Raw genomic sequence first — 18300 nt, 5'->3', positions numbered from 1 at the left:
CCTGTCCACACGATACACTCCGTTTCAGGGTCTTCCACTTCACCATACAATATAGTAAATACTCAAACCTGTTTGACGATCTATTAAAAAAGCCCCAGCATTTTTGCCGCCATAGCTACAATTGCGGCAGCCAGTATTACTCGAATCCATTTGTCGCCCTTTTTTATAGCAAAGGTGGAGCCGAACCATCCCCCTGTAGAAGTTCCTGCCGCGAGAATAAGCGCGGGCAGCCAGCGGACCTCTCCGTTGATTATGAAAACCACGAGGGATGGAAGAAGGTAAGCTGAAATGATAATAATTTTCAGACTGTTCGTTTTAAGGAGAGAAAGGCCTCCCAGAATGGAAAGAGAGAAAATGATAAGGTATCCTGTTCCGGCCTGAATGAAACCGCCGTAAATACCTATGAAGAAAAACAGGAAAACCTGCAGAACCGGGTGTTTGAGCTGTTCTGCGCAGTATTTGATGGAATTCTTTTTCCCCGGGCGGAGGACAATTGCGAGAGCTAGAACCATGATGACTGAAAGTATGGTGCGAAAGGTGTTTTCCGGTATGTCCTGCACAATTATGGACCCTATTACTGCACCGGCCATTGCCGAAGCTCCAAGTTTTAATCCCTGTCTGGTATCCCTGAACCCGTGTCTTCTGAAATTTTTGACAGCGATAATGTTCTGTAACAGCACAGCTATTCTGTTTGTTCCGTTTGCAGCAGTCGCAGGTAATCCACCCAGCATCATCAGAAGGGGTATTGTGAGAAAAGAGCCACCACCCGCGTTGACATTAACAAAACCGGCGGCAGTGCCTGCAAGAAAAAGCAATATTGCGTTAAGAGGAGTCATTTCATATTGTCTTTCCATTAGTATTGAGTACTGACACTAATAGGCAAGCGGGATTTCGCCAAGGTTGCATTTAAATGTTGAATCCCGTGTCATCATTGATGTATCCTTCAATGCGTGAGGGGTGAATGGAGGGGAAATGTTAAAAGTAACTGTAGTCGCAGTATTGATGATCATTCTTACGGGAGCAGTATCGTGCGGATCATCCACACCCGCGGGACCGCGAGAAATCGCGCAAAGTATGCTTGAGGCAGCACAAGCAAGGCAATACGATGAAATGAAGAGTTACATGTCAACGGAAATGCAGGCAGAGTTCAACGAAGCTATGCTTGATGGAATTGAAATTGTGTCATTTTCTATAGATGAGATCGATTACGATAACGATAGCACCGAAGTGGAAATTGAATACAAGATTACAATTAAGGAGATCGGTTCCGGCGAGACGGATACCGATGATGAAGATATGGATCTGGAATTGAATTCGGATGGGAAGTGGGTAATAGTCGATATGTGATCGGCTGAAAACCTGAAGAGTAGTACGGGAGAATTGTTCTTATGCACATAGCAGTCTATTTCATAGCAGGTTCACTGTTTCTCATGATGGGGCTTGTACTTCTGGTTCGAAAGCTCAACTATTCCGCCATGGCGGAAATATCGATGAGATATCCTGAGCACAGCAGGATTATTACATCCCCTGTGGCGAACCTGTTCGGGATAAAATCCCGAGGAATGAAACAGGTAAGAGGTAACGGTACTCTTCTGCTTACATCTTCACAACTTTACTTCAGGATGCTCCTGCCAAAAAAAGAAATACTGGTACCGCTTCGCAGCATTACCTCTGTTGAGACTCCCAGGAGTTTTCTGGGAAAGACGAAGGGGAGGAAACTCCTGAAAATTGATTTCAGGAATGATACGGGGGGTACGGATTCCGCAGCATGGCTTGTAGCTGATCTTGAAAAATGGGTTGAAGCCATCAGAGAATCAGCAGAATTGAATTGACAATTACCCCTGATCTTGAGCTGTATTTTTACACTACTGCTTTTTCCTCCTTTTCTATAAGACCCAGCTTTTCCAGTCTGAGGGTTATTGCATAGCTGCTTCTTTTCAATTTAGATGCAATATCGTCTCGCAGTGTATTTTTTCGGAATTCTTCCTGCAGAATACTTTCTTCTTCCTCTGTCCAGGTTTTTCCGCTGCGTTCGTACTTGCCGGATGAGCCATCCTGTGGCAGGTTTCCTCTTTTTTCGGCGGCCATCCTGAGTTCATCAGCTGCTTCTGAGAGCATGGCACCAATTTCTTCAAGGTTTTCTTCGAAAAGAAAAACCCTGTTCTGGTCGAAATCGGAATCGGATACTCTGCGGGATTCCGTTAATGAAAGGTAGAACCTGTCGTTGACGGCCTGCCTTACATCTATGAAGTAAGTTGTTCTTCCGGCCAACACCCTTCCGCTGAACAATGATTCGTTCTGGTTACCCATTTCTTCTTCTCCCTTCAGTGTAAACATCCGTTCACCACCAGTGTCCGCTTTTTTTAAGGGCTTGTCAATACCCGCCTGCTTCAAGTACCTTCATGATTCGGGAAGGAATTGGGAGAAATTATGATAAAAGCAGTTTCCTTTTTACCGGTTACACGGAAAGAGATGGAAACCCTTGAATGGGATTTCTGCGATATCATACTGATTACCGGGGATGCATATGTAGATCATCCTTCCTTCGGAGCGGCTGTCATAGGCAGGTATCTTGAAAACATGGGTTATAGGGTGGGAATCATTCCCCAGCCGGATATTTCGTCACCTGATGATTTCCTGCGGCTCGGTGTTCCGAAGCTATTCGTTGGAATAACTTCAGGGGCGATGGATTCCATGGTTAACCATTATACATCTCTAAAAAGAATCCGCTCCAACGACGCATATTCCGAAGGGGGAAAGCCCGGGAGAAGGCCTGACAGGGCATTGATGAAATACGTAAACCTCGCTCAGAGAACGATGCCTGGTGTTCCGGTAGTAATTGGGGGTATAGAAGCCAGCCTGAGAAGGCTGAGTCATTACGATTACTGGAGCGACAGGGTCAGAAAATCAATTCTGCTCGATACAAAAGCGGATATTCTTGTATACGGAATGGGAGAAAAAGCGACGGGCGAAATTGCCGGTGCCCTGTCATCCGGTCGGGATATCAGTGGAATCAGGGGTACCGCGGTTTACACCAGCGAAAAATCCCTTTGCGAAATGGATCTTGATCAGTACATCGAACTGCCTTCGCACGAAGAGGTCTCAAGCAGTTCGGATTCGTTCATGGAAACGACTAAGATTCTTGAGAGTGAAATCAGCCCCTTTTCAGGCTCCACTCTTATTCAGAAGGCCGACAGCCGTGCTGTTATCGTCTATCCGCCACAATATCCGTTGAGTACCGATGAGATGGACAGTGTATACGATCTGCCATACTCCAGGGAACCTCATCCGATTTACACCGAAGAGATTCCGGCGTTCAGTATGATACAGAATTCGATTACAGTTGTTCGTGGTTGTGCGGGAGGCTGTAGTTTCTGCGCCCTGGGGCTGCACCAGGGAAAACTGATAAGCAGCAGGAGCCGCAATTCAGTCGTACGGGAAGTAAAAACGCTTACAGGCAAACCATATTTCAGGGGAACGGTTACCGATCTGGGTGGCCCCACCGCTAATCTTTACGGTCTTGGCTGCGCCGGCGGCGAAGCTCTTCACGAATGCAGAAGGTATTCATGCCTGTATCCCGACATCTGCGAGAATTTTAAAACGGACCACAGCCCGTATATTGAACTTCTGGATGCAGTCGCGAACATCTCCGGTGTACGAAATGTTTTTGTTTCCAGCGGTATACGATTCGATGTAGCCCTTCGCGACAGGGGCTTCATTGAAAAACTGGTAAGGGATAACGTGTCTGGATACCTTAAGATTGCTCCTGAACACTTCGATCCGGATGTTCTGAAACTGATGAGGAAACCTCCCCCCGATATTTGGAGAAGATTCAAGGTTCTTTTTGAAGATATCTCGCAAGAAGCGGGTAAAGAACAGTATATAGAACCTTACATACTCGTTGCTGCTCCTGGCTGCGATATGAAACAGATGCACAGGGCGGCAGCAGAACTCAGGAGCCAGCGCATGCGGCCCGAAAAGGCTCAGATATTCCTTCCAACTCCCATGACCATGGCAACGGCTATGTACCTTACCGGTATCAATCCGGAAACTGGTGAAGAGATTTATGTGGCCCGAAAACCTTCACTGAAAAAGAACCAGCTGGAATCACTTCCGGGTCACTTTCAGAAAAAATCCACCAGATAGACCATCTATCATCATTTTATTTGCTGATATTGCTATAAGGAAATATCGATCAGAACATTGCAGGATGGTATCAGCTTCTCAGTATGTCTCGGATAGTTGAAGTCAATTCCCGAATATCAATTGGTTTCCCAACTATCTTACTGACATTCTTCCGCCGGATATCTTCATGATTTTGCAGACCGTAACCTGTCATAAGTACTATAGGAATCTCCGAATGAAGTTTTCTTATTTCTTCTGCCAGATCCAGTCCGGTCATTCCTGGCATGGTTAAATCGGTGAGTACAATATCGTATTTGTTTTCAGCTTTGCGAAATGACTCCAGTGCGTCAGCAGGAGTATTAAAAGCATCAACTTCGTAGCCAAGCTGCCTTAGAATTTTTTCCAGCATCCTTGTAACAGCTTCCTCATCATCAACGATAAGAATCGCCTCATGTCCGTAATGAAGAGAATCGTCTTTTACCTTAACTGGTTTTTCAGCCTCTTCTGTAACAGGGAGATATATATGAAATGCCGTGCCTTTGCCCGGTTCGCTGTATACAATGATTTCTCCGTCATGGCTCTGTACAATGCCATGTACTATCGAAAGGCCCATACCACTGCCCTTGCTATAGCCTTTAGTTGTGAAAAATGGTTCGAAAATATGACCCAGTATATCGTCGATTATTCCGTGACCCGTATCGCTGACAGTCAGACGAATGTATTTCCCCTGCTTGAGGTTAGGATAAGAATCTGCAATGGTTTTATCAACATATGCAGGTTTCAATTCAATAGTAATTACTCCTCCTTCCCTTTCCATCGCCTGGTAAGCGTTAGTACATAAATTCACAACAACCTCATGCATCTGTATCGGGTCGGCAAGAATCACCGGACAGGATTCGTCGATATTCCGCTTGATTTCAATCGTTGCCGGGATGGATGGACGCATCAGTTTTAACGCTTCATTTACAATCAGGTGCAGTCGAAGCGGTTCTTTTTCTTTTTCCATCTGCTGGCTGAATGTCAGTATCTGATTAACAAGATCTTTAGCGCGGTTGGCTCCATTAAGGATCTCTTCAAGATCTGTGCGGACAGGATTATCAGATGGCAGGTTCGACAGAGCCATGTCGGTATAACCGATAATTGGAGTAAGGATATTATTGAAATCGTGAGCGATTCCGCCTGCCAGAGTACCTATGGTTTCCAGTTTCTCCGTCTTGAATAGTTTTTTCTGCAGTATCTCCTTCTGTCTTTCCAATTTCTTTTGTTCGGTGATGTCGATGTCCGTGCCTCGATAACCTAGCAGGTTTCCTTCTTCGTCAAGGATTGGAAGGCCGCTTGTCAGGAGCCATACGATGTTTCCGTTTTTATGAACGTTACGATTCGGAAATCTGAAAAGTGGTTTCTTTTCAGAAAATATTTCAAGGGTTGCTTTTTTCAGCGGCTCAATATCATCAGTGTGGAATAGATCGTACGAATGCTTCTTTCCCACGATTTCCTCAGGTTTGTATCCAATCAGCTTCTCCACTACAGGGCTTGCGTAGGTATACAATGCATTTGCATCAACTTCCCATATCCATTCCTCCGCGCATTCGGATACCTGCCGGAAGCGTTTCTCACTCTCGCGAAGCGCTTCCGTTGCTTTCCTTCGCTCGGTGATATCTCTTACAATGCTCACCGCGCCCCATTTATCCTTTATTCTCACGGAAGAGATTGACAGCTCTACCGGAAATTCTGTCCCGTCCTTCTTCAAGGCCACCATTTCCATTGTTTTCCCGATAGCAGGCCCTTTGCCAGAATCCGCGAATTTCCTGAAACCCTTTCGAAAGACTTCAATAAAACGTGGCGGCATAAGAGTCGCGTGAAGATTCTTTCCAATAATGTCTTCCGCTTTATAACCGAACATTTCCTCTGACGCTTTGTTCCAATGACAGACATTTCCATCATTGTTCATCATTATTATCGAGTCTTCTGCGGAATCACTGATTAACCTTAATTTTTCCTCGCTTTCCCGCAGAATGACTTCGTTTTCGTGCTGTTTGCGGAGGAACCCTGATGCTACTACTCCCCCTGTCAGACAGGCAAGAATAAGCGCGGCTCGCATGTACAGTACGTAAGATGGAATTCTCAGAGCAAACAAATCGAGAAAAGAACTGCCGGAATGAAATGTATAGTATCCGAGAAAGCTGTCAACAATCCAGAAGAAAGCGCCGATCAGAAGCGCAAAGCCTATGATATGAGCTGTTTTCCTGTATGAAATGCTTTTTCTTAATTTGAGGAATTTTCTTACGATACCAAGGTTCAATAGTACGTCCGCCAACAGCAGAATTATGTAAGCTACAACGAACTGCTTTATTACTACGAAGTGTGAAAAGCTCATCGGGATTACGTTTGATGAAGCCGGAGCCAACCCCCAGGCAGGTGGATTCCATGTAATAGCCCATCTTGATAATGTATAGAGATTAATTGTGTTCAGTATTCGAAATGGAAATTCAACAGCGTACATGCTCAGCCACCATTTACATTTCTTCTGTTTTCTGCGAAGGTTCGCAAAATAACCATGCCATACTATCCAGATTGTAAATGGCGGCACAACGAACAATGTGGCATAACCGTTGGCAGGACCCCACAGCCACCACATCGTTTGACAACCACCGGCCAAAGCGGACAGCAAACCGTATTTCCATCCCCAGGCAAGCGTTATCAGTAACGGAAACAAAAGACCTATCAGAACCGTCGCGGTATATGGAGGGAAAGAAAAATCTATAGTAACGAAATTTGCCGCAAACCCAAGCAGACCGAAGGAAATTGAAACAAGACTTCTATAAACAGTGTATTTCTTCTCCGCTTTCATTTTGCTTGTTCTTCCGGTTTATATGTTCAATATGCATTTATCACTTTGTTACACTACTTCCAGACGCAGTGTACAGTCAACCTCGAATATAATCGACGTATCATCCAACTCCACGATAGCAATAAATACAAATATAGGTGCATGATACATACTATCCGGATATCTGTTTGAGAATCACGTTTTCTTCGTTCAGTTATCAGAACGTGTTACCAGGAGGATTCGCGAAGTTCGTTTTGTACAGGTGATTTGTCTGTACGCAATTTATTCGTATAATAAAGGTATTGAATTCTAGGGGTACGAAATCTGTTGTTTAGGGGTTGAATAGCGGAATGGAATATTTGCTTTATTATGTTGACTGTCTATGTATAAATACATATCTCGATTCACAGGATAACAATATATGCGAACGCGTCGGCCCATATCGATCAATAACAGCCTTGTTCATGGAATATGCAACTACTCCTGCAGGTTGTGCGGTATTAATAAAACGAACTACAGAGGCCCGAAAGAATTTCAGCCGTATATTGTAACAAGAACCCTTATCGAGCGAATACTTGAAGCTGCCGGATCCGGTATATATGTGCGTTATGTAGCTAATTCCGGTGATGGCGAGGCGACACTGCATCCGGAGTTTGCTGACAGGTTAAGGATGTTCGGCGAGATGCTCAGGGAATGGGATGCATCCATCGTACCTCCACCGGAAATTTCCGTTGTCACGAACGGTTCATCGTTAAATAAATCAGAGATATTGGCTCCCTTCGCAGACAATTGCATTTCGTTGATCATCTCTTTCCCGACCAGCAATCCCGAATCGTACGGGTTGATAATGAAGGGTGACAGCGGGCAGGGAGAAGCCCTGCTGTCCGGAGTGCTGCCGGGTATTGAAAAGGCGATGGCTCTCCGCGCGGGCGGATATCTTTCCAGACTCTATTTGCACATCTCCCCCCCAGAGACTGAGATCATTAGACGTGATTTTCCCGAAACGATTAACAGTTTAACTGAAATCGCGCGAAGGGTTGAACTTAGAGAGATAGAACTTGTTCTTTTCCCCGCGACAAGTAACCGTTCCGGCTTGCTGCGCAACTCCGTTGCGGCAGTAGAGATGTACAGCGATTTCTTCAGACGCTACAACGGGCAGACCGTCAATGAAGTGAAAATCAGAATGCAGCTTGTGCTTAAGCGGTTCTTCCATAGTACATCTGAGATAGGAGACCTTGTCAGGTGTTTCAGATTCCCATGTCTCTGGAACGCCAATTTCTTTATTGCCGCAGATGGAAGTTCTATCTGCTGTAACGATCAATCAGTGCGAAATCCGCTGGGCAATATTCTGTATGAATCGATAGATACTCTTATGCAATACAAAGAGCAGTATTTACCCGGAGAAGTATGCGCCGGCTGTAACCAGTCACCACAGATGTTAAAAGGATCCTTTCAAGCGGTGCTTTTCTCCTTTCTGGCAAGGCTGCGCCTGTCGATTGCACGGATTCGTAACAGATGTTCAAACTCAGGTGATAGTACAACTGCAATAGGAGATATCGCTGCTTCAGTGGACGACATGATCATTGAAAATGATTGCGAAGGTGAAAGTATCGATTCCAAAGATGGAAATAAAAACAGTGAATTCGCGGATTCCAGACTTACCAGGAATATTGATGAGATGAAGGATGCATTCAATTTAGTATATAGAACGTATTTCCAAACCGGCCTTCAACAATCAAATTCATCTTCGATGAGAATTGGTTTTCACGATATTCTACCTTCAAGTCATTTACTGATAGTAAAAAACGATGGGAAAGTCTGCGGCACACTTACTCTTGTAAGAGATACTAATGGAAAGCTTCCAATCGACGAGCTTTTCAGTGAAGAGATCGCAAGAATCCGGGAAACTGGTTCTCTTGTTTGTGAACTGTCTGCTCTTGCTGTAGATGCGGACCTCTCGAATGGAGAAAGATGGGGGATTCTGCTGTCTCTGTTCAGAAAGGCGTTTATTCTAGGTCATGACCTTTTGGGCTGTACCGATTTCTGCATGATGATACATCCGCGTCATTGTACCTATTATCAGAGGAAATTCTATTTTGAAAAGATCGGAGATGCAAAACCGTTCGAAAAAGTGAACGGAGCGCCAGCTGTTCCTATGAGGCTCAATCTAATAACAGGCAGGGAACTGGTACGAATAAACGATCCGCAACTGTATCAGTATTTCTATGGTGGTGAGCATCAGATTATCAAAGAGCAGACAATGCGTGAACTGAATGACCGGCGAAACCCCCACGGCATTGAGTATATTAACAGTTTAAGCGGAATAAAGCCGAATCTCCTCGAGGGTATGGCAGCGCACGAAAAACAGACACTTTCAAGTTACTACCCGGAAATGAGAATGGACCAACCGTGAAGATACTTCTGATCTCTTCAAATAGAGAGAGACATCCCTGGCCGGTTCCTCCTCTCGGAGCCTGCTATGTTGCTTCAAGCCTTGAACGGGAAGGCTTTGAAGTTCAACTGCTGGACATACTTTTTTCCGGCAATCCGCCATCCGAGATAGCAGACAGGATCAATCAGTTCGCGCCGGATCTGGTGGGAATATCGATCAGGAATATTGACAATGTTGACCAGCAGTCCCCCTGCTTTTACCTGGAGGATGTCAAGAAGAATATCGTTGATCCTGCACGAAATGCTGCGTCAATGCCACTCGTTATAGGAGGCTCAGCTGTAAGCATCATGCCAGAACGGATCATGGATTATCTCGGTGTGGATTACGCCATATGCGGGGAAGGCGAGAACGCTTTTGTGGAATTCGCGCGCAGGGTTGAATCCGGATCGGATATCTCTTCTATCGACGGGCTTCTGTACAGAAAAAAGGAAAGGATTGTAAGGAATCCCGTCCGGAGAATTGAGAACCTCGATGACCTGGCTTTGCCTCGGATGTACAGGTGGGTCGACTGGAAAAAGTACAGCCTTGATTACGCTCCGTACTCCATTCAGACTAAACGTGGCTGCGCCCTGAAATGCAGCTACTGTGTTTACAACGAAATCGAGGGATGCAGCTACAGACTGAGAGATCCTGCATTAATTGTTGACGAGATCGAGGATATTGTAGCGAACTGTAAGCCCAATGTGATAGAATTCACCGATTCCACATTCAACATTCCGCTGGACCATGCCATTGCCATCTGCCGGGAGATTATCAGGAGAAAGATCAGGACCTCTTTCAATACCATGGGGATCAATCCGTCAGCCGTTACCGCGGAGCTGGCGGGACTGATGAAGGAGGCAAATTTCATAGAAGTGTCCTGTACGCCCGAATCAGGTTCTGAGAAAATGCTGAAAACACTGGGTAAGAATTTCACAGTGGAAAGTGTTGAACTAGCCGCCAGGGTTTTAAACGATAGCGGTATACCGGTGGTCTGGTATTTCCTCTTCGGTGGGCCGGGTGAGAACGAGTCCACTATCAAAGAGACCTTCAGGTTCATCGATAAGAACATCGGCAGACGGGATCTTGTTTTCATTACAAGCGGTATAAGAGTGTTACCTGGTGCGCCACTTTACGGCTATGCTCTTACAACCGGTCAAATTTCTGTTAATTCGGATCTATTGAGGCCGGTCTGGCTTCAACCGAAGGAAATCAGTATAAAAGAAATGCTTTACATGATAAACAGGGAAGTAATCAACCACTCGAACTATATCAACCTTCAGGATAATTCGGAGAGTACCCTTCTGGCGCGAACTCTTAAGAGGTTGTACTCGGTTCTCAGGCTGAAGGAGCCTCTCTGGACTAACATTATGCGAAGAGATTTAATATATAGAATATCCGGATATAATCGGTACAGATTGAAGAACCTGGAGAAGGAATACCGCAAGGGATTTTGAAAGGATGGCATTTATCTGGAGGATACTGATTCGATTGATTACTAAACGATTTACTGAGTAGGGGTTTACCTGAGTTCATCTAGGAGAAATATTAATCTGGAAGAAGGAGAAAATGGCTTATGTAGGTATCAGCAGCGATACGGATTCGGAAAAGGCCGGCAGGGAAGCCGCCGGCCTGGCGAAGAACCAGTTCAAAAACAAGGAATCCGTCTCGTGGGTGCTGGCGTTCTGCGGCGGCAGGCATGAACCTGACAGTGTTCTCACGGGAATAAGATCCGAGCTTGGTGACGTAGCGGTTTACGGCGGGGCAACGGCTGGAATCATTACGAACGACTCACTTGGATACACGGGCTACGAATGCGGCCTTGCCGCATTCACTTCCGATTTCACTGCACCCGGCTTAGTGGTGAATAACAATTTAAAAGCGGGTGAGTTCAAGGCTGGAAAAGAGATCGGTCTCGCTCTGGATGAATTGACGAACGAAGGCGACACAGTACTCATTTTTTACACCAACCTTCGATCAACACCGCCCCCTGTACTCTATACCGGCAGCACGTTGATGGACGGTGTATATTCTGGCCTTAAGAAAGATACTCTGAATATAATCGGTTCGGGCCTGGTTGGAGATTTCACATTTTCACCCAGTTTCGTTTTCGATGGCCGCGGAGTAGTCAAGCATTCAGTTATCGGGATAATCCTTTCGGGGGAATTGACTCCACATACTACCATAATGCATGGATGCAAACCTATCAGCTCATTTAAGGAAATAACAAAGATCGATGGCCCTGTCCTCTACGAACTTGATGGCCGTCCCGCAACGGATGTTTTCAGCGAGATGCTGGGGATTGACCCTGAAGATATATGCAACTCAAAAATCCCTTTCATAGTTACTCTCGGTAAGAAGTATGGAGAACCGTACTCCCCCTTCAATGAACAGATGTATGTAAATCGCCTTATTATTGATTCAAACCCTGAAGAGGGTTCTGTAACTATCTTCGAGGCGGATTTCCAGCAGGGAGATATTGTTCAGGTAATGTCGCGGGACAATCAGTTGATGGTTGAATCCGTTAATAAGGGAACCACAGAACTGCTCGAAACCGTTGACCTGGGAAAAGCGAAGTTCGCCCTCTATATTGACTGCGCGGGTAGAGCTTCCAGCTTCAGCGGTTCTGAGACCGAGGAGGCTGACGTCGTCAGGAAGACAGTTGGTGGAAGTATGCCATTCCTGGGCTTCTACTCAGGTGTGGAGATCGCACCGCTCCTTGGCCGCAGCCGCCCGCTGGACTGGACAGGAGTTTTGACAATATTCACAAATGGATAGAACTATGAATGATATTAAAGCGGAGAGAGATTACTATCGCCGGCAATGTGATGAGCTTGGCCAACGGATATTAAGATTACAGCAGGAACTTACCGAAGTTCGAAAAGATGTCAGGCGATCACGAACCACCAATTCGCTTATTCTGAAGACATACAATCTGATCAACAGTGATGTCTCTATCGAGAGTATTGAAAACCACTTCTTCCAGGCTATCATGAGCAGCATGTCGGCTGATCGTATCTTGATTTTTCGATACGATGAGGTAACTGATAGTTTCGTTTCAGAATACACTCTTGGTTTAAAAAAGGATACTAAGCTGGTAATCAAGCTACCCGGCAGGGCACCGGAATTTCTGTTTGTAAACTCGACAACGGAGCCGGACGCTATTGCTGGAGCTCTCTGCGGTGCAATTGAAACACCATATATCCTGTGGACTTTCAACCGGCATGAAGGAATCGCGCTCTTAATCGGCAATAGTACCGAGGATAAAATATTCCGTTTCCCCTTTGAGGAGAAAGACCGGAGTACTGTTGAAAGCTCTCTGAGTGTGTTTATCGATATTGTCAGACGCAAAGAAGCTGAAAAGGCTTTGCTGAAATCGGAGGGAAGGTATCGAAGGCTTGTTGAGTCTTCACCGGAATCCATCTTCATCTTCCATGAAAGTAAGCTTAACTTCGCGAATAATGCCGGGATAAAGCTTCTGGGCGCGGAAAGTCCGAACGAGATCATTGGAAAGCCACTTCAGGAAATTATCCATCCGGACGATTACGAGTCTGTGAAAAGCTCAATAACCGAGATGTTGGGAAATCATCATGAAATCCCTCTGACGGAGAGAAGGTTCAAAAAGGTTGATGGCTCCGTTATCGATGTAGAGATGGTAGCCATACCATTTGCTTATCCGGAAAGGGCCGGGGCTCAGATCGTTGCGCTTGATATTTCTGAACGTAAGAAGATGGAGATGGAGCTTTTGAGAATTGAGAGAATAGAATCCATTGGTGTGCTTGCCGGTGGAATCGCGCATGATTTCAACAACATTCTAACCGGAATACTGGGCAATATTGACCTGGCAAAGACGTTTTCAATCCCGGAAAGTGAGGCTTTGAGGTTTCTGCATAATGCTCATTGCGCAGCAACCAGAGCGAAGGAACTGACTCAGAAGCTTCTCACATTCTCCAAAGGCGGTTTGCCTCTCAGAACAACTACTTCGATTTCGGAGATAATTACCGATTCTGTGAATTTTATTCTAAGCGGTTCCAACATCCGCTTTGAATACAATCAGCCTGATGATCTCTGGGCCGTTGACATCGACGTGGTGCAATTCAGACAGGTCATCGAGAATTTAACGATCAATGCGCATCAATCAATGCCTGCCGGAGGTCTTTTCACCATTCGAGCAGAGAATATCGCGGAGATAACAGGACATGTTCTTCCGCTGAAAGATAGAATGTATGTAATGGTGACCGTAAATGACCAGGGAGTCGGTATACCTGAAGGAAACCTTCTGAAGATATTTGACCCATACTTCACAACAAAGGACAAAGGGAGCGGATTAGGTCTGGCAACTGCGTATTCCATAATTAATAAACATGATGGCTTGATAACTGTCGAGTCAGAACCGGGACATGGTACAACATTTATCATCTATATTCCAGCAACCAGAGAAGAGCCTGAAACCGTAATAAAGGATGAAGAACCTCCAAAGGCAGGCAAGGGCCACGTACTGGTTATGGATGATGAAGAAATGGTCAGGAATGTTGCTGTTGAAATGCTGGGCAGCCTGGGGTTTGAGGCATTTGCTGTTAAAGACGGGCGGGAAGCAATAGAAGTTTACACCGCCGCAAAGGAATCAAAAAACTCCTTTGACGCGGTTATCATGGACCTGACTATTCCGGGAGGAATGGGAGGAGAAGAGGCAATAGCAGAACTCCTTGAAATTGATCCTGATGTTAAAGTGATTGTATCAAGCGGTTACTCGAACAATCCTGTATTGGCCAATTATTCTGATTACGGATTCACGGCTACCATAGCAAAACCATTCAGTCTAAAAGAATTGAGTAATACCTTACTCAAAGCAACGGGAGCCTGATCCGAAATCTCACCTGATAATGAAGCGGCGGCCTTCTGGCCGCCGCTTGCTTGTATGATCAGGATTTACGTCTATTTCAGTATTACAAGACTTCTAACATCGGTAAATCCGCCAGCTTCCATCCTGCAGTGATAGATACCGGGAATCAGGTTTTCAATACAAACCTGATAATTACCGGCTTCGATCTCTCCGTCAGCTATCCTGGCCACAACGCGCCCGGACATGTCGAAGATGCTGAGATTAACATTGCAGATATTGGGAACATCGAAAGCGATGACGGGAGCACCGAAGCAGGGATTGGCAGATATTATACTAAGAGTGAATTCATCTGCGGGACTGCTGGAGCCGGCGATACCGACTGACAGCCAGTCGATGGTGACATCCTGCAGTATTGGAATTACCGGAGAATCGCCCACGTCAGTTGTTGAGAGAATCGCTTTGTACTGAATGTAGTTATCACCGTCACTGACATACGAATCGATTGAGCCCGGAGAAGTGATGTCGGCGGACCAGGAGCCCATTGCAGCTGAGTTATCGGAACTACGCAGCTGGAAGATGGCATCAGTGTTCGTCGGTGTTGTTGCTGTCCAGGCAATAGTATTCCAGTCCGGATCTTCCTGTGCGTCAAGTATTGATGATTCCAGCACACCTGTGCTTTCGAACAGATCGTACCAGTCAACCCTGTCGCTGCTGTTGTCACAGATGAGAGCTTCGTTCACGCCGTCGAGGTTAATATCAACGCCTGCAACGAAGTATGGACCATTGTATTCATCCGTTATAAGGTGTTCGACCCATGAGGTTCCTGTACCATTGTTCTCAAACCAGTACGAAACATCTAAATTAGGACTACAGACAAGAACATCCTGATCGCCGTCCTGATCAAGGTCGTAGAAGCTGGAGTAAACCGGGTAGTCGATTGTTGTAATCGTATGCCTGGCCCAGCTGGTTCCGATGTCATCAGTGTTTTCAAACCAGCAGAGACTGTCACCGGACATTGCTGCGCAAAGGACATCGAGGTATGTGTCGCCGTCAATATCAACGAACCACGCATGGCCTGCCCCGTTATAGGAACTGCTTATGCAGTGATGTGTCCAGATGAGGCCTGTTCCGTCGTTTTCCCACCATGACAGAGAGTCACCATAGTAGGCACCGGCCACTACATCAAGATAACCGTCTTTGTCGAGATCGGCCACGTTTCCACACCTTGGCCCATTTGTCGCGCAGATGTTATGTCTTGTCCAGCTGAAACCGCCAACACCGTCATTCTCGTACCAGGCAACCGTGTCGCAAGCGTATGCGGGTACGACAATATCAATAAAAGCGTCAGCGTTCATATGAGCTGCAATCAATGTTCTGACCTGGTTAGCGTATGGAGACTCTACGACCATGTGAGAAATCCATCCGGAACCTGTACCGTCGTTTTCGTACCAGACGACGGAATCACCGGAGTAATAGCCGGCAATTGCATCAAGGTCACCATCGTTGTCGATGTCTGCAAGAGCGGCTGTGTGAGGATCGTTACCCGCACCAATGAAGTGACGCTCCCAGAAATAGCTGTCACCGTCAATGTTCTCGAACCATACAAGGGAATCCGCATAGTATTCACAAACAAGAACATCTATGTCACTATCTCCGTCAATGTCGCCACAGACTGCCCATCTTGGACCGTTAGATGATGATGAGATATTATGCTCTAAACTCAGGCCGATTTCCCCTGTTGTCAGCCAGGATATACCGCTCGATACATCGAACAGCGTTCCCCAGGTTGTTACTGGACCTGGAGTGCCAGGCCCACCTACCCAGTCAGTCTGTGTTTCTGTGCCGTCAGCTATACAGATGCCGACAAGCATGACAAGCGCAAGAAAAATTTTCATATTAAAAACCCTTTCTGATTAATGATTTGCCTAATTCTAAGGATGGTGAATATATGTAAAGACTATGGTACGCACAAGCTACGCTATATAGTCAATTGCATTACCATGATATGTCGTCGTAAACAGTTGTGCTGAAAGATGATAAGGACATTTCATGTATATCCCGGGATGTTCACTTTCAAGTACCGGTGCTCCTGTCATTCATTCACACGTCGGTTTTCTCGGGAAACCGCTGTTTTTCGGATCGGAAATGTGCTATAGAACATGAATTATGATAAATTTGCCTCAACTGCTCGAAAGGTGAAAGGGAATGCGAAAAAGAAAGATACTTTTATTCAGTGTAATAACTATTCTAACATCGATGTCATCGGCCCGGATAGAACCGGATGTGCAGTGGACAAAGATTTTCGGTGGAGGTATTTATGAGTTCGGGAGGTGTGTTCAGCAGACAACGGATGGCGGATATATCGTTGTAGGCGATACTGACTCCTTCGGATCAGGCAATTTTGACGTCTGGCTCATTAAAACCAGCAATCTGGGTGATACCCTCTGGACAAAAACCTTCGGAGGTGTGGGAGAAGACCGCGGATTCTCGGTAGATCAAACCACAGACGGGGGATACATCATAGCTGGCTATACCAGTTCCTATGGAGCAGGCGGTCTTGATATCTGGCTTATAAGAACCGATAACGAAGGCGATACTCTATGGACAAAAACATTTGGTGGATCATTCTGGGACTGGGCGACATCGGTACAGCAGACCACTGATGGAGGATACATTCTTACAGGTATGATACAACCTTCCTTCGGTGCAGGCTGGAATGTCTGGTTGATAAAAACAGATTCCAGTGGAGATTCCGAATGGGAAAGAATATTCGGAGCAGATGATTACGACAATGGCATGTCGGTTCAGCAGACCGTTGATGGCGGTTACATTGTTCTTGCCGATACCTATTCCTACGGAGCGGGGAGCAGTGATTTCTGGCTGATAAAGACCAACAATCTTGGTGATACTCTCTGGACGAACACCTTTGGAGGAACCGGCTGCGAGCGCAGTCATTCGGTACAGCAGACTGCGGATGGCGGCTACATTATGGCTGGTGATACCAGATCCTATGGTTCAGGTGATTACGATGTATGGCTGGTTAAGACAGATAGCGACGGTGGAGGTGTATGGACACGGACTTTCGGCGGGGTTGAAGAGGATTGCGGCTGTTCGGTACGGCAAACCGTTGATGAAGGATATATCATTGCCGGTTACACTGAATCCTTCGGAGCCGGTAATTTCGACGTCTGGCTTTTAAGAACGGACGACAGCGGTGATACTGAATGGTCAAAGACCATAGGGGGAGAAAATCTTGATAGGGGCAGATCGGTGGATTTAACTGCGGATGGTGGATTTATCGTTGCCGGAAGTACGTACGACTATTTTGCAGGGGAATACAATATCTATCTGATAAAGCTGGGTCCGGAGACATCGGTTTCGCAGCCGCAGTCCGGTTCAGCGCCTGAACAAGTCGGCATTAGCATCTGCCCCAATCCATTCAATTATTCAACAACGATTGCTTTTGATGTTCCGTCGGGGGTTGACGGAACGGTGTCCCTTTCAATCTACGATATTACCGGCGGAATAGTGACGACACTCATTAGCGAGCCTATGGCGACCGGGGCTTATTCTACGGTTTGGAACGGGACTGACAGGAGAGGGCGCAGTATCACTCCGGGTGTGTATTTCTGCAGGATAGAAGGCCCTTCATTCAACTGCACGAAGCGGATGATTCTGTTGAGAAATTGAGGTAAATATGACCTGTCAAAATGTTTACGAATGCAATGAAAGATTCTGTTTACTCGACGTATACTCGGATGGATTGCTACCAGTTAGGTACTCCGTTCACGTACATTCCATGATTGTTCCTGCAGTTTCTGTTCCAACCTCTGAGTCTGAAGTTATCGTAATTCCTCCCGGTAATTCTATATCGGTAATGAGTGCCGCAGGAGGGACATTTAAGCTGTTCCCAGTTCAGAAGGTACTCCTCAGTTGCTGAGAAATTCATCCATCTGTGTCCTGCATTCGCGTAGGGGTAATGACCGGTTGAGCCATAGTACATATGAAGAGCGCCCGCCAGATTTCTCATGTTATGTCTGCAGCTCTGCGTTTTAGCCTGTTCGGACAGAT

The 18300-nt window shown here is 46.1% G+C and carries 13 protein-coding genes; 8 read left to right on the top strand and 5 right to left on the bottom strand.

The window, feature by feature from the left end; translation table 11 throughout:
* Nucleotides 1-83: 83 nt before the first annotated feature.
* Nucleotides 84-836 (bottom strand): sulfite exporter TauE/SafE family protein, encoded by a 753-nt coding sequence (locus tag K8S15_07950; GenBank protein MCD4775970.1) that lies wholly within the window; start codon nucleotides 834-836, stop codon nucleotides 84-86.
* Nucleotides 837-972: 136 nt separating this feature from the next.
* On the opposite strand from K8S15_07950, the gene K8S15_07945 reads away from it, so the two are divergent.
* Nucleotides 973-1347: a hypothetical protein gene (locus tag K8S15_07945; protein MCD4775969.1), complete on the top strand. Its 375-nt coding sequence runs from the start codon at nucleotides 973-975 to the stop codon at nucleotides 1345-1347.
* A gap of 41 nt (nucleotides 1348-1388) precedes the next feature.
* Entirely contained in the window at nucleotides 1389-1832 is a 444-nt protein-coding gene (locus K8S15_07940; protein MCD4775968.1) for a hypothetical protein, read from the top strand.
* 28 nt (nucleotides 1833-1860) lie between these two features.
* Here the strand turns inward: K8S15_07940 and K8S15_07935 are convergent, their stop codons facing one another.
* Complete coding sequence (locus K8S15_07935) at nucleotides 1861-2394, bottom strand: PUR family DNA/RNA-binding protein (protein MCD4775967.1); 534 nt, start codon at nucleotides 2392-2394, stop codon at nucleotides 1861-1863.
* Nucleotides 2395-2430: 36 nt separating this feature from the next.
* Here K8S15_07935 and K8S15_07930 point away from each other — a divergent pair, with 36 nt between their 5' ends.
* Entirely contained in the window at nucleotides 2431-4146 is a 1716-nt protein-coding gene (locus K8S15_07930) for a YgiQ family radical SAM protein (GenBank protein ID MCD4775966.1), read from the top strand.
* 70 nt (nucleotides 4147-4216) lie between these two features.
* Here K8S15_07930 and K8S15_07925 read toward each other — a convergent pair whose 3' ends face one another.
* Complete coding sequence (locus tag K8S15_07925; GenBank protein ID MCD4775965.1) at nucleotides 4217-6976, bottom strand: PAS domain S-box protein; 2760 nt, start codon at nucleotides 6974-6976, stop codon at nucleotides 4217-4219.
* Between the two features lie 400 nt (nucleotides 6977-7376).
* Between K8S15_07925 and K8S15_07920 the strand changes: the two genes are divergently transcribed.
* The 4 genes from K8S15_07920 to K8S15_07905 all read left to right on the top strand — a co-directional run bounded on the left by K8S15_07920 (nucleotide 7377) and on the right by K8S15_07905 (nucleotide 14250).
* Entirely contained in the window at nucleotides 7377-9368 is a 1992-nt protein-coding gene (locus K8S15_07920) for a hypothetical protein (protein MCD4775964.1), read from the top strand.
* Complete coding sequence (locus K8S15_07915; GenBank protein MCD4775963.1) at nucleotides 9365-10843, top strand: cobalamin-dependent protein; 1479 nt, start codon at nucleotides 9365-9367, stop codon at nucleotides 10841-10843. Before K8S15_07920 ends, K8S15_07915 begins: the two co-directional genes overlap by 4 nt.
* A 112-nt stretch (nucleotides 10844-10955) precedes the next feature.
* Nucleotides 10956-12164, top strand: coding sequence for an FIST C-terminal domain-containing protein (locus tag K8S15_07910; protein MCD4775962.1), 1209 nt, complete (start codon nucleotides 10956-10958; stop codon nucleotides 12162-12164).
* 4 nt (nucleotides 12165-12168) lie between these two features.
* On the top strand, nucleotides 12169-14250 hold the full coding sequence (locus K8S15_07905; protein ID MCD4775961.1) for a PAS domain S-box protein: 2082 nt from the start codon (nucleotides 12169-12171) through the stop codon (nucleotides 14248-14250).
* Between the two features lie 71 nt (nucleotides 14251-14321).
* On the opposite strand, the gene K8S15_07900 is transcribed toward K8S15_07905, so the two are convergent.
* Nucleotides 14322-16124, bottom strand: a complete 1803-nt coding sequence (locus K8S15_07900; GenBank protein ID MCD4775960.1) for a T9SS type A sorting domain-containing protein — start codon at nucleotides 16122-16124, stop codon at nucleotides 14322-14324.
* Between the two features lie 310 nt (nucleotides 16125-16434).
* Between K8S15_07900 and K8S15_07895 the strand changes: the two genes are divergently transcribed.
* Nucleotides 16435-17919 carry a hypothetical protein gene (locus tag K8S15_07895; protein ID MCD4775959.1) on the top strand — a complete coding sequence of 495 codons (1485 nt, stop codon included), beginning with the start codon at nucleotides 16435-16437 and terminating at the stop codon, nucleotides 17917-17919.
* 76 nt (nucleotides 17920-17995) lie between these two features.
* Here the strand turns inward: K8S15_07895 and K8S15_07890 are convergent.
* Nucleotides 17996-18300: type II secretion system protein GspG (locus K8S15_07890; protein MCD4775958.1), on the bottom strand; the 305-nt coding region annotated here is incomplete at its 5' end.

Origin of the sequence: Candidatus Aegiribacteria sp., assembly GCA_021108005.1 — a bacterium.
In the GTDB taxonomy this organism is placed as follows: domain Bacteria; phylum Fermentibacterota; class Fermentibacteria; order Fermentibacterales; family JCC-6; genus Aegiribacteria.
The sequence above is the reverse complement of the archived record's forward strand: the minus strand, read 5'-3'. Positions and strand labels throughout refer to the sequence as shown.